The 14,732-nt window shown below is 63.7% G+C and carries 4 protein-coding genes; 1 reads left to right on the top strand and 3 read right to left on the bottom strand.

What is annotated here, in order from left to right; genetic code table 11:
• The first annotated feature begins 236 nt into the window (after positions 1–236).
• A complete protein-coding gene (locus tag AOT87_RS14685; RefSeq protein ID WP_057968045.1) occupies positions 237–1,616 on the top strand; it encodes a SagB family peptide dehydrogenase in 1,380 nt (459 codons plus the stop codon).
• Between the two features lie 4 nt (positions 1,617–1,620).
• On the opposite strand, the gene AOT87_RS14680 is transcribed toward AOT87_RS14685, so the two are convergent.
• From AOT87_RS14680 to AOT87_RS14670, 3 genes are read right to left on the bottom strand one after another with little or no spacing between them, the layout of a single operon-like run.
• Positions 1,621–5,094 carry a non-ribosomal peptide synthetase gene (locus AOT87_RS14680; RefSeq protein ID WP_057968046.1) on the bottom strand — a complete coding sequence of 1,158 codons (3,474 nt, stop codon included), beginning with the start codon at positions 5,092–5,094 and terminating at the stop codon, positions 1,621–1,623.
• Between the two features lie 19 nt (positions 5,095–5,113).
• Complete coding sequence (locus tag AOT87_RS14675; RefSeq protein WP_057968047.1) at positions 5,114–9,673, bottom strand: non-ribosomal peptide synthetase; 4,560 nt, start codon at positions 9,671–9,673, stop codon at positions 5,114–5,116.
• A complete protein-coding gene (locus AOT87_RS14670) occupies positions 9,670–14,709 on the bottom strand; it encodes a non-ribosomal peptide synthetase (RefSeq protein WP_057968048.1) in 5,040 nt (1,679 codons plus the stop codon). The genes AOT87_RS14675 and AOT87_RS14670 overlap by 4 nt, the downstream gene beginning before the upstream one ends.
• Between the last annotated feature and the right edge of the window lie 23 nt (positions 14,710–14,732).

The following is a 14,732-nucleotide window of genomic DNA, read 5'->3' as shown; positions in this document are numbered from 1 at the left end:
GCGTACTGGGCACTTTCGGCTTCATCTAGCACCATCGGCCGGATAGCTGAGCATGCTTGTCCGTCAGGTCGCACATAAAGTCCGCGATGCAAGTAACTCACGCATCCAAGCCCCCGACAGCTATCCGCCCGCCCAGCAAAGGGAGCCCGAGTTAGGGATACCTTACCGGGGTTCCTTATGATCGTCGTGAAACGCATACGCATTCGGCGTCGGCATACGTTCCCGGAAGGCTTCCGTTGTCCGCTTTCACCTACCCTGCTGGGACCCGGTTCGCCTTACGCGACGGCGCAACGTGCCTCGTCACAGCTGCGGGCGGGATACTCCTGAACCCGCCGCGCAACGAAAAACTCACCGAGCTGTCGCAGCAACAGCGGCGCGTGCTGAAGACTCTCAACAGCGGGCAGGCGACGCTATCGGAACTGGTAACCGATTCCGATAGCGACGCCATCGAGGTACTCATCGGGCGGCTACTGGAAGGTGGATGGCTTTCGCTGACGGTCCGCGACGACACGCACGACCTCTATGCCATCCAGTGTTTCGGGGTCCCGGGCCCGCAACCCGAAGATGCCACACCATCGGGCGTTCATCTGTCGAAATTCTCCGTGCTGCATCGTGATTCACGCGGATACGTACTCGAAAACCCGCGCGGTTGGTGCGATATCCGCATCCACGATCTACGTCTGCTTCCCTTGCTCGACGGCCCCGCGGGCGCTCCCGCCGACCTGGGCGAGGACCTCATCACGCGGTTCCTGGCGGATTTGCGCTGGGGCGGATTCCTCGTCTCCAACCGTGACGAAGAGAACCACGAGTTCACCTCGATCAGTTGGAGCGCAGCGGACCTGTGGTTCCACCGACGCAGCACCCTGGGAGAACGCACCATCACCTGGGACCACTTCGGCCCCACGAAATGGGCGAAGGGCAAGTTCCCGCAGCCTGCAGCCCGCAAACCCAACTATCCGGGAAGCCCGGTCGCGCTGCCCGCCCCGGATCTGGCGACCCTACGCACGCAAGACCCCACCCTCACCGCCGTCATCGAAGACCGGATCTCGGTGCGGGCCTTCGATGACGCCAACCCCATTACCCTCGAACAGCTTTCCGAGCTCCTGTATCGCACGGCCCGTACCCGTGGCGCCCGCTCGGAAAGCGAAGGCGAAGAACTGCTGTCGCGCCCCTATCCCTCGGGGGGCAGCGTGTACGAACTGGAGCTGTACCCGGTGGTACGCAACGTCGCCGGACTGGCACCCGGCATGTACCACTACGACTCCTTCGAGCACGTTCTGCGGCCAGTGGCCGACGCCGGCTCCACCGCGGTCAAGCAGCTGCTGAAATCGACCTCCGCGACCCTTGAGGGGGGCGCCGAACCACAGGTGCTGCTGGTGATGGGCGCGCGTGCCGGCCGAGTGATGTGGACCTACGAACAGGTCGCCTACTCGGCCATCCTCAAGCACGTCGGCGTTCTCATGCAGACCATCTATCTGGCCGCCACGGCCATGGGCCTGGGTGCATGCGCCCAGGGCTTCGGCGATACCGCGGCATTCACCGCTGCCGTAGCCATCCCGGAGCTGCAGGAGTGCAGTGTGGGCAGCATGGTGCTCGGTACCCCTGCGGCCTCCTGACCGGTCAGGTGGTGCCGGCCAGGATCTCCTCATCGGTCATCGCCGCGATCTCCAGGTAGTGCCCGGCGACTACGGCCAGGCGGTCAGGCGTGCCCAGTTCGATCTCGCGCTGCTTGAGCCTGTCGGCGAGTCCGGCGACGGTGCGGGTGGCAAAGAGGTCTCCGACGAGCGCGTGCTCGACCGACAGCCAGTCACGCACGCGCGCAATGACTGTCGTGGCGAGCACCGAGTCGCCGCCCTGAGCGAAGAAGTCGTCGTACACCCCAATGGATTCCAGACCCAGTACACCTGCCATCAGGTCGGCAAGGGCTGTGTCGAGATCATCCCGGGGAGCCGAGTCGGTGGCGGTCGTGGCCGCCTCGTCGAGCAGAGCGGTCACCACTCCCCGATCGATCTTCCCGTTCGGCGTCAACGGCATCTGATCGAGGAGCTCGACACGGGCCGGAACCATGTAACCGGGGACCAGGTCAGCGAGCAGCGTCGCATAATCCGCCGACCGGTCCGGGGTACCCGATACCGCGGCGACAAGGATCGGCGCATCACCGCCGACGATGGCCGCAACGGCATGACGGACGCCGGGGACCATGCGCAAGGCACTCTCCACCTCGCCCAGCTCCACGCGATATCCGCGGATCTGCACCTGGTGGTCCGCACGGCCCAGAAACTCGATGGTTCCGTCCGGCCAGTACCTGGCCATGTCGCCCGTCCGATACCAGCGCAGTCCGTCGTACTCGACGAATCGTTCCGCGGTGCGCTCGGGGTCCTTGCGGTATCCGGCCGCGACATTGGCGCCGCCCACCCAGAACTCGCCGGGGACCCAGTCCGGGCAATCACGACCCGCGGGTGAGACCACCCGGCACCGGACGTTACGCAGCGGCACACCGAAAGGCACTGTCGCCCAGTGCGCGGGCGGATCTCCCACCACTTCGCAGATGGTGTTGTGGATGGACGTCTCGGTGGCTCCGCCCAGGCCGGAGAACCTGCAGCCCGGCACCTGTTGAGCCAGACGCGTCGCCAGGTCAGCGCCCACCCAGTCACCGCCCAATGTGACAGCCCGCAGCGAGTCACCCAGGCCGTTACCGCCGATCTCCAAGATCATGTCCAGCATGCTCGGCACACAGTTGAGAATCGAAACCTTGTGGCGCCGCAACAGATCCACCCACGTGGTGGCCTCGGCACGCTGTGCGACGTCGACCGCCACCAATGATCCGCCGACCGAGAACATGCCGAAGATGTCGTACACGGAAGCATCGAACTCCAGCGCCGAGAGGGCCAGCACCCTGTCGGTGGGGCCGACATCGAACCACTCGTTGACGGCATCGATGGTGTTCATCGCCCCGCGGTGCGGTACGTCCACACCCTTGGGAGTGCCGGTCGAGCCCGAGGTGAAGATGACATATGCGATCGCATCAGTCGCGGGAATGACCGGGGCGGCCAGCGGCTCACCGTGATTCCGGGCCTCATCGATGGACAGCGACGGCACCGGAATATCAGCGCCCGGAACGGTTATCGCCATCGCGACACCACCGGTTTCGAGGATGCTGGCCCGCCGGCGGGCCGGCTGGTCGAACCCGATTGGGATGTACGTCGCCCCGGCGGCAAGTACACCGAGCACGGCGAGAATCTGATCGCGCCCCTTGGGCAACTGCACCGCCACCGCGTCGCCGGGCCGAACGCCACGAGCCTGCAGCGCGCCGGCCACTGCCAGGGCCTGCGCGGCCAGGTCGCCGTAGGTCCAGACCCCGTCCTCGTCGCCGAAGCCCCACACCACCGCGGATGCGCCGGGTTGGGTCTTCGCGAAATCGAAGAATCCTTCGTGCAGGCATCGGCCGCTCACCGGGCCGTCGGTCGCATTGACGGCGCGTCTGATCTCGGCCTGCGGGGCCGGAAGCCGCACGGCCGCATCGGCATTCCAGCCGTCATCACCGGTGCAGAGCGCGGCCACCGCATCGGTGTAACGCGCAAACATGGTGTCGACCATGCCCGCCGGGAAGGCCGACTCACGCACATCCCAGTTGAGCAGCAGTCCGCCGCGTACCTCGGTGACCTGCGCATCCAGCAGCACCTGCGGTCCTTGGGAAATAATCCAGACCGGTTCACCAAAGGTGTCCATGACCGGCTTGGCGAAGAGCTCTCCCAGATTCAGCGCGCTGGTGTACACCACGGGCGCCAACACCGGCTCACCGCGATGCCTGCCCAGGTCCCGGAGCACATTGAGCCCCGGGTACGCCGAATGCGCTCCGCTCTCGTACATATTGCGCTGCAACGCGCGAGCGCGGTCGGCCACCGACATCTGGTCGGTGAGATCGACGTCGAGCATGATCGAGGAGGTGAAATCGCCAATCACCCTGTCGATATCGGGGTGCACCGATTCGCGATGGAACAGCGGGACATTCAGCAGGAACCGGCTTTGCGCCGACCACCCTCCGACGGTTTCGGCGAACACCGCGGCCATCGCCATCGCGGGGGTGATGCCGCGCTGATGTGCGGCCGCCAGTAGCTGCTGCTTGGCGTGCGGTTCAAGCCAGTAGTCGTAGCGCACGGTGCGGTGCGGTTCGGCCCGTTCACTCACCGGCACGGTGGGCAGCTCCGGCGCACCCGGCAGCTCGTCCAGCCGCTCCCTCCACCATTGACGGTCACGCTCGCGCGCCGACTCGTCGCCGCGCTGCTCGGTGCGATACCGCCGATAGGTGTACCCCAACTCCGGTTGTGCCGCACCGTGATACAGCGCGGCCAGATCGGACACCAGCACCCGGTAGCTCATCGCGTCACCGGCCAGCATGTCCACATCCAGGTGTAGCCGGCTGTTCTCCTCGTCGCGCAGGGTCAGGGTGACATCGAGCACCTGGCCGTCCTCGATCGCCAAACGCTGATGCGTCTTGCGTTCACGGAGCTCGGTCAATGCCGCCTCGATCGCATCATCCGCACGTCCGCGCAGGTCCACCACGCTGAAGACATCACGCTCGGGGGCGGTCAGAGTCTGCTGGGTGCCGTCGGGCAAAAACCTGGTGCGCAACATCGGATGTGCCGCGACGAGCTGCTCAACTGCCCGCCGAAGCCGCTCGGGATCGATTGCTCCACCGTCGAATTCGACGTACAGGTGCGCGGCCACACCACCGAGCTCCTGATCCTCCGAACGGCCAATCCAGTAGGCGTGCTGCATGGTGGCCAACGGGAAGGGCTCATCCTCCACCGCGTCCTCCGGGGTGTCGGTGGACGTGACGCCGTCGCTAACCTCTGCGACCGGTGCCACACCCTCTCCCAACAGCGCATGCCAGGACTGGACCGACGGCTCGGCAGCGAGCTGCGCAAAGGTGATGCGGCTGCCGCGCTTACGCCATCCACCGGCCAGAGTCATCATGCGAATCGAGTCCAGCCCGAGCGTGATGAGGTCATCAACGTCCGAGATCTCCTGGGGGGCAATCCCGATGAGGTCCGCGACGGTCGCCTTGATCTCGTCCTTGCTGATTGATTCCATCCGTGCTGTCTTCCTGTCGCTATCCGTCGAGTGCCTGAGCCAGCGCGGCAACGCTTCGTTGCCACAGCCGCGCCAGCTGGTCGGCATCTTCCGAGGTGAAAAGGTTTGAACTCCACTGCCAGTTGGTGACCAACTGAGGCCCCTCGGCGGTCGTCATCACCGCAGCGCCGATGTTGATGCCGAATCGGAGGGGTAGATCCGGCTCGGAGTCCGGAGGCACAGCGAGGCTTCGCACATCCGTGATGAGGGACCACGGCTGGTCATCGATCCCGCTGATATCCATCCGGCCCACGTAATTGAACTGGATCTGCGGATCCCGTGCCGCGACCAGCTCAGCATTGCGCTCCGCATAGCGGAGCAAGCCATAGTCCAGTCCCTGATTCGGGATCTCGCCGAGACGCGCGGCGACCGCAGCCAAGAGCCGCCCGGCCGCGTCGCGGTCGTTCTCCGCCCGGTCGATGTCTATCGCCGACTCGCCCGCGCCGACACGAACCGGGTAGATGGTAGTGAACCAGCCCACCGTGCCGCTGGTATCGGTGTCCAACTCGGAGTCGGCCCTGCCGTGTCCCTCCAACGAGACCAAAGTGCCTGCGGCCGAGTCTTGTCCACGCTGTGCTCGCCAACTTGCCACCGTGACCGCCAGCGCCGCCAAGAGAAATCCATAGACACCTTCGGGCTTGTTCAGCGAGGCTAACAGGCGCGCGGTGGTGTCCACAGGTGTCGGTACTGAAGTGGTTTGCAGGGTCCCCCAGGTGTCGCGCTCTGGATCTGCATGCCGTGATCCGAGTTCCGGATCCGGACCGGATATTTGTGTGATCCAGTAGTCACGTTGCCGTGAGACGTCCTCGCTGGACGCCCGCTGCTGCATCAGCTGACTCCACCGGCGATACGAGGTGAATTCCATGGGAGCCTTGGGCACACCACCGGATGCCACCGCATGCCACGCGTCGGCGAGGTAACCCAACACAATGTGCCAGGACACGACGTCCATCGCCAGATGATGGACGGTCAACAGCAAGGCGTCACCCGATTCTGCATCCGCGAGCCAGGTTGCCCGAACCATGGCACCCGACCGCGGATCCAGGGCATCGAAAGCGTCCCGCGCGGCCGCGGTGATCGCGGCGTGAGCAGCTTCGCCTACAGGCAGTTCCACGCGACTGAGCACGCTCTCGGCACGCACCGTCCCGGCTTCGCGGGTGACCACGCGCGGGCCGTCGGGGGTGTCCACCAGGGTCGACCGCAACATGGCAAATCCATCAAGAAGCAGTTGGAGCATCTGCTCTATCCGCCGACTGTCGATGCCCTCGGGCAGCCGGACAAGCACTGACAGCGAGAGCCGACGGTATGTTTCACTCTCGTACATCCAGGACACCACCGGCAACGGCGGAACTTCGCCATAATCGGGTTCTCCCGCAAGCGAATCAATGCCTTCAGAACGGTTGGACCGATCGGCTCGTTCGTCGATGAGGGCCGCAAGCTGTCGAATTGTTGGCGCGGCCAACACCATCCGCGGGGTAATCATCAGGTCGCGCTTACGCGCCTTGTTGACCAACGAGATCGCGACGATGCTGTCAACCCCGAGCGAGAAGAAGTCTTCATCGATACCCGGCGCCGTTCCGTCAAACAGTTCGGCACAGCAGTCACACAGCGCGCATTCGGTGGTGGTAGCGGGTTGTGCCCCGTCGCCCCCGGAGCCGCCTCCCGACAGTGCATCCAGCGCAAGCCGCTCAAGCACGTCACCGTCCAACTTGCCATTCACCGTGACGGGCAGCCGCTCAAGCACGACCAAACGCGATGGCATCATGTACGACGGCAGTCGATCGGCGAGCCTCATCGCAGTCCGAGTGGTATCAAACTGGGCCAGTTCCTGTTGGGGCACAATGAAACCCACAAGGCTCGCGCCGCCGGCGCGGCGCACCACGGCCACTGCGGCGGTCTGCACACCCGGCTGCAGACGCAGCGCCGATTCAATCTCGCCGACCTCGACCCGGTAACCGCGGATCTTCACCTGGGAATCGGCCCGGCCCAGATATGCGAAGCCGCCATGAGGTAAGCGGCGCACCAGATCACCCGTCCGGTACATGCGTTGCCCAGGTCGCTGGGGGTCGGCAACAAAGGCACTAGCCGTCACCGCCGGTTTTCCCGCATAGCCGCGCGCCAGCTGGGCCCCGGCAAGGTACAGCTCGCCCACGGCTCCATCCGGCACCGGCCTCAGCCGTGAATCCAGCACATAGCCGGCCATCCCCTGATTCGGCGTGCCGATGGTGGGCGCCGGATAGTCCTTCACCCCTGCGACAACCGCTTCGACTGTGGTTTCCGTTGGGCCATAGCAGTTGTAGACAGCGGTCTCGGTCAACGCGCTCAGACGGTTCCACAAGGCGGCCTCAATGGCCTCGCCACCCAGCGCCAGCACGGGAAGCTCCCGATCCAGCAGCCCGGCGGCGGACAACTGCGCCAGCATCGACGGCGTGGTATCGATCATGTCGATGCCGTGCTCGACCATGCCCTGCACCAGTCGGTGCGCGTCCCGCATGGCCTCGGCGTCGAACAGGTGCACGGAGTGCCCGTCCAATAGACCGATCAACGGCTGCCATGAGGCATCGAAGCTCAGTGACCAGGCGTGGGCGATCCGAAGCTTGCGCCCCAATCGGGCGGTGGCCGGACGATAGACCCGATCACGATGGTCGGCAGCGTAATTCATCAGCGCACTGTGTGTGCCGATGACGCCCTTGGGCTCACCCGTGGATCCGGAGGTAAAGATGAGATAGGCGCTCTGGTCAGGGTGCCTGGAGATAGCAGGAGCCTCCGCAGGCTGATGTGAGATCCGCTCCGCGGTCACAGGATCGCCAAGCACTACCGCCCGGTGCTGCGCCCCTGCGAGGTCGCCGTGCTCGGTAATGGTGATGACAAGTTTCGGATCAGATTGGCGCAGAATCGATTCGATACGTGCCGCAGGTAGTCCCATGTCGATGGGAACGTATGCCGCACCGGCGGCCAGTACCCCAAGGATGGCAATAATCGACTCGACGGAGCGCGGAAGTGCCAGCGCCACCGTCATTTCAGACCCCACGCCATGTTCGACGAGTTCATTGGCCAACCTGCACGCGGCGGCATGCAACTGTGCGTAGGTGTAGCTTTCTTTGGCCCCCGTCGTCAGGGCGACGGCATCGGGCTGACTCATCACCTGCCGCTCGAAGAGCTTCCACACCGAATCCACTGACGCATCTGCCGCGGATGCCGTGACGGCAATCTCCACCCGCTCGCCCGAGGTCAGGACATCAATGGCTCCTGGGGTCGCATCGCCGATATCCGGCAATTGACGTAATACAGAAACCAGCCGCTCGCCGACACTCGCTCCCGAAAAGTACTGCAGCGCTTCGGGAATCGCCTCGATCATCACCAACAGCGATTCGCCAAGCATATGCGAAACCACCGTTAGCGGATAGTGCGCCAAACTTTCCATCTCCACCGGGCGGAAGCGGGCACCGTCGGCCATCTCGACCTCTTGCACCGCGTCGCCGATCGGGGCGTTCTCGAAGACGAACAGGGTGTCGAACAACGCTGCACTACCCTCGGCCCGTTGCAGCGCAGAAAGGCTCAGATATCCGATATCACGCATCGCCGCCGCTTCGCGCTGCAACTGCGCACACTGTTCGATGACCGACATCGAGTAGTCGATGTGGTGCACCATCGGCACCGAGTTGATGAAAAGCCCGACCATCCGTTCGACATCGGGAAGTTCCTTGGGCCGCCCAGACACGATGGTGCCGAACACCACATCGGTGCGATCCGTCAGTCTGCCGAGCACCAGGGCCCAGGCGAAGGCCGTCACGGTGTTCAGGGTGAGCCCGTTAGCGGCCGACCACTGACGAAGACGCGCGGTTTCCACTGGGGTCAAAAGGAATTGCGATTTCTCAGGCACACTCTCATGTGCGGCGACAACACCATCGGCCAGCATGAGTGGTCCGGACACGGTTCCGAGATAGCGCGTCCACCGCTCGGTCGCAGCGGTGGTGTCCTGCGCGTTGAGCCACGCGATGTAATCACGGTACGGGCGAACCGTCGGCAATCCGTCGACAGATCCGGCCGCCTGATACGCAGCGAGCAGCTCGGAGAAGAAGATGGCGATCGCCCAACCATCCATGAGTATGTGATGGGTGGTGACGATCATCCGGCGATGTACGCCACCGGGCACCGTGAGAAGCAGGATGCGTATCGCCGGACCCTTGCCCAGATCAAACGGACGGCGGCGTTCCGCCAACGCGATGTCGTCGAAATCCGTCGTCCGTGCCTCACGCTCCTCCCACGGGATGTCCGCGTGGGAAGGCACGATCTGCACAGGCTTGGGCAACCCGCGATCCCAGAATGCGGCGCGCAGATTGGGATGCCGTGTCAGGAGCGCCTGCGCGCTGCGGTGCAGCAAATCGACGTCGAGCTCTCCCTCGATATCTGCAACGAACTGCATGCTGTACAGGTCGACGCTCTCATCGGCCAGCTGGGAAAGCGCAAAAAAGCCCTCCTGCAAGGGACTTAGCGCCAGCACGTCCTCGATCTGCGGTTGCTGGTCGGTACCGGTCACGACTGCGCCTGCCAGGATGCGGTGAGGTCAGCGAGCGCTTCGGCGCTCAGACCGGAGGCACTCATCGGAGCACTGTGCTCCACTTCGGCTTCGGAATTCGAATTCGTTTCTGCCGCAACATTGTCAGCAGCGTCGACGGCACCCGCGAGTTGAGAGATGGTCGCACATTCGAACACCATTTGCGGAGTCATCGCCAACCCACGTTCGGCGGCACGCGTCGACCATTGGATGGAGATGACACTGTCTCCACCAAGGGCGAAGAAGTTGTCCTCCGGGTCGATATCACTAATCTCCAGCAGCTCTTCCAGGATGCCGATAAGCGCGAGTTTGGTCTCCTCGGACCCCTCACTCACCGGTGCCGCGGCACGTTCGTGCGCGGCGGCAGGCGCCGCCAGCAGTCGTTCCAGCACATCGGCGGGCAGCAGCACAACCTCAGAAAGACGTACGTCCTGATCCGTGGCGAACGCATCGAACGCCGCGTCCAGCGCCCGCGCGATCAGTCCCGCCGTCTCGGGGTCGTATAGATCTGCGTTGGCCACCACCGAAACGTCGAGGCCGCCCGACGGGGTGACGTTCAGCGCGAAGTTCAGATCCAGATAGGAGACGTCCACCTCCATGGGCAGTGGTACCAATGAGGTCTCGCCAGAACCTGTCAGATCTCGCGCCTCCGTACCCCAATCCGCACCACGGAAATTCACCATGGTCTGGAACAACGGATTCCAAGACAGGGAACGCGGTGGATTGATGGCCTCTACCAGTTTCTCGATGGGCAGTTCCTGGTGTGCATGCGCGTTGAGGGTGGCATCACGGCTTCGCTGCAATACCTCGCCCAGTGTCGGGTCCTCGGACAAATCGTTTCGCAGCGCCACCATATTGGCGAACAAGCCCACAAGATTCGCGACATCGGGGTGCACCCGGGCCGCAACCGGGCTACCGATCACGATGTCCGTACCACCACCGAGGCGATGCAGGGTGGCGGCCAATGCCGCCTGGTAGACCATGAACTCGGTGACACCATGCAGCTCGGCCATCCGAGTCAGTGCCTGCCTACGCTCGGGCGCGACGGTGAACTTTTCAACCTCACCACGTTTTCCGAGAATCTGCGGCCGCGCACGATCATGTGCCACCGCGATCTCGACGGGTATCCCAGCCAGCAGCTCGCGCCAGTAAGTGACCTCGGCCTGACCGAACTCGCTCTCGGCACCGAACGCATCGCGCTGCCACAGGACATAGTCCGCGTACTGCACCGGTTGCGGATCCCACTGTGGTGCCTGGCCCGTCGCTCGGGCACGGTACGCGGCCACAAGATCATCGACGATCACGGTGAATGAGACATGGTCCACCACCAGGTGATGCACAGCCAGGGCAAGCACGTGCTGCTCGGCACTCAGCTCCACAATCGAAGGACGAAACAGCGGCTCGGATTCCAGCCCGAAAATATGGTGTCGCAGCTCGTCCAGGGTGTCCGTAAGGTTGTCCGGATCCGTCCGGAGGATCGGAACCGACAGCTCTCGCGACGGATGGACGATCTGATACGGCCCACCCTCATGAATCGCAAAATTGGTGCGTAGCATCTCGTGCCGGGCAACCACGTCGTTGAGGGCGGCGATCAGGGCCGGTGTCTGCAAGGGACCGTCGAAGCGCAATGCCAGCCACATGTTGCCGATATCGGTAACACCCTCCATCTGACACTCGAACCACATCGACAGCTGGGACGAGGACAGCGGGAGACGTTCCGGGCGGACAGCTTGGACGAGATCCGGACGACCGTCCTGGGGAGCGATCTCCATCTCTTCGGAGTCATCGAGATCCAGCTCGTCGAGCTCGATCTCGAACTCCTCGCGGAAGTACGTAACGAGCTCGCCAGCGAGCCCCGCCGGAGTAGGGCTGTCGAAGACCGTGCGCACGGTCAGGTCGATGCCGAACTGAGCACGGATCTGCGCGACGAGGCGCGCAGCCAACAGCGAGTGACCGCCCAGCTCGAAGAACGAGTCATCGGCGCTGATCTGCTCCTGCCCGAACAGATGCGAGAAGATCGCACACATCCGGCGTTCAGTAGGCGTGGCAGGAGCCAGAAACACCCTCTCCGCCATCGTTTCTGGGGCGGGTAGCGCCCGCTTATCAAGCTTGCCGCTGGTGGTCAGGGGAATCTCGGGAATGACCGCGAATGCGCTCGGCACCATGTAAGCCGGCAACGTTTCCTGAGCCCGGGCGCGCAATTCCTCCAGGTCGATTTCCCCGGCGGGATCATCGGACGCGGGCACGACATAGGCGGCCAGCATCGGCCCCACCTGCGCATCCTCCACCACCGTCACCACACAGCGACCGACCCGCGGATCAGCGCCGATGACACCCTCCACCTCGCCGAGCTCAATGCGGAATCCCCGCACCTTGACTTGCTCGTCAGCGCGGCCCACGAACTCAAGCTCACCAGATACGTTGCGCCGCACCAGGTCACCGGTGCGGTACAGCCGACCCCCGGAACTGAACGGGTCGGCCACGAACCTTTCCGCAGTGAGCACGGGCCTGCCACGATAACCCCGTGCCAGCTGCACACCTCCGAGATACAACTCACCGACAACGCCTGCGGGCACCAGCTGGAGTGCCTCATCCAAAACGTAGGCGTACACATTGCGATTGGGATGGCCTATCGGCACGATCGAATTGCCTTGGGGACCATCAACAGGCATGTATGTCGAACACACCACTGCCTCGGTAGGCCCGTAATGATTCCTAAGCTCAGCGTCGAACATGACGGCGAACTTGTCCGCCACCTCACCCGGAAGCGCTTCACCACCAACCGGAATGTGCCTCAGCCCGCGCAGCTCACGAGCCTCCGGCAACAACATCACCGAATTGAGCAGGGACGGCACCATGTGTAGCACCGTCACGCCTCGACGACGGACCAGGTCGATCACATACCCGATGTCGGAGAATGGATTCGGTTTGGGAAGGACAAGCTGCGCTCCCAAGGACAAGGGGCACAGGATGTCGGCCAACGAGGCATCGAAACTGACCGAGGTCGACTGCAGCATCCGATCCTCAGCAGTCATACTCCAGTCGACCATGAAGGACACCACATGCTCGGCGATCGCCTCATGCGCGACGGCAACCCCCTTGGGCCGGCCGGTGGAACCGGACGTATAGATCACATAGGCCAGGGTCTCGGGCAGCAATGGGCGCAGCCGGTCCGTGTCTGCCACTTCGGCATCGGAAAGATTGGCGGCCTTTTCTTCGGCGACCCGGAACTCGCTTATACCCCATACAATCCGTGGATTAGCATCGGCGGTCAGGTACTCGATTCGATCCTCGGGAAGCGCGGGATCGATGGGCATGTACGCCGCGCCCGACTTGAGGACCGCGAACATCGCGACGATGAACTCGACCGACGTCGACATCTGGAGGGCAATCACATCCTCCGTACCAACCCCTTGGCCGATAAGCCATCGCGCGACACGATTCGCGCGACGATGCAGTGCCTCATAGGTGAGTTCCAACTCATCAGACACCACAGCTAGGGCATCCGGTGTTGTCCGAGCCGCTTCTTGAAGAACGTTCACGAGCGTCGTGCGCGGGACATCGGACAGCGCTCCGCGTGACTGCGCCAGCACCACCGAACGCTCTTCGTCGCTAAAGGGATCCAGCCGTGCGACTGGCTCCCCGGGGCGGGCTAGACCATCCTCAAGCAGCCGCCGATAATGTGCGAGGAGCTGATCCACAAGCCACTGCGGCAGCGCATCAGTCTGATACTCGATCTCCACCATGGTGCCCGACGAATCCGTCGCGATCGCCAGCGCGAGCGGCACTTGCGCGGCACCTCCGTCGAGATCAATTCTGCTGGTCTCCACGCCGGCCAATCGGTATCCGTTGGGATCCTTACGCATACTGAAACCGAGCCGCACCAGATCATCCAGCCCGTCACGGCCGGTCGAGCGACTCGGATTGACCTCGCGCACCACCTCGTCGATCCCAATGCTCTGGTGGCCAAACGCTCCCAGGCACGCCTCACGCACTGCGGCTACGTACGCGGCGAAACCCATACTCGGATCCACGGCAGCCCGCAGCAGCACAGTGTTGCCAAAATAGCCAATTGCCTTTTCCGCGTTGGCCTTGCGCTCCACTACGGGAATGGCGACCAAGAAGTCAGTTGCCCCGGTGTACCGATGAACAAGCGTTCCGAAGGCCGCCAACAGGACCATGAACGGTGTCGCCGAGTGGGCGCGGGCGAACTCCTCCATCCGCCCGGCGGTGTCGGAAGACAACGGGATTGCTCGCCGCCGCGCCCTTCGGGAGGTCGGGTTTGACGACGAGGAGCCCGGAAGGTCCAGGGAATCCGGAAGGGGCGTCAGCGACTGACGCCAGTAGTCGATGCCGACATCCGACGTCTGGGACTCGACCGCACCCACCACCATGAATTGAGGGGCATCGCCCTCAACTGGGCGGGAGTTGTAGTAGTCGCTCAGCTCGGTGAAGAACACCTCCCAGGAATTGTCGTCGAAGCCGATGTGGTGCACCACCAACAGCAGCACGAACTCCTGTGCATCCATGCGGAGTAGCGTGATCCGTAGCGGCGGGTCGACGGTCAGGTCGAACGGGCGGCCAAGCTCACGCTCGGCCAGCGCCCGAAATTCCCGCTCCCGAGCACTGTCCTCAAGATTCCCTAAATCTATAGTGGTCCAGGGAAGTTCGACATCTTCGGTGAAGACCTGATACGGCTCTCCGGCGGCGTCAACACCATACGTAGTGCGCAAAATGTCGTGGCGCCGGATGATCGCCGCGAAGGCGCCGCGCAACCGAGTCTCATCGAGAGAACCGCGCATCCGATGCGCAACACCGACATTCAGCGTCGTGTCAGCCTCATCCTTGACCTGCAGGAACCACATGCGTCGCTGTCCTGGCGCGAGTTCGCGCCGCTCGCCCGCTTGTACTCGCGGTGCCACATTGGTGGCGGCTTGCGCCGCAACGCCACTTTCGGCGAGCCGTTTGCGCAGCAGCTCCCGTCGGCGGTCCAGTGCGGACAACTGTTCGCCGCTCATCGGGCGTCACCGCCAAGGACGAA

It is taken from the genome of Mycobacteroides sp. H003 (assembly GCF_001440135.1).
Taxonomy (GTDB): Bacteria; Actinomycetota; Actinomycetes; order Mycobacteriales; family Mycobacteriaceae; genus Mycobacterium; species Mycobacterium gwanakae.
Note: the sequence above shows the minus strand (reverse complement) of the source record. Positions and strands in the feature narration are given on the sequence as shown.

Bases quoted from the DNA above. Each gene is read 5' to 3' on its own strand.
- AOT87_RS14680 (WP_057968046.1), bottom strand. From the start codon at position 5,094: ATGGAATCAATCAGCAAGGACGAGATCAAGGCGACCGTCGCGGACCTC.
- AOT87_RS14670 (WP_057968048.1), bottom strand. From the start codon at position 14,709: ATGAGCGGCGAACAGTTGTCCGCACTGGACCGCCGACGGGAGCTGCTG.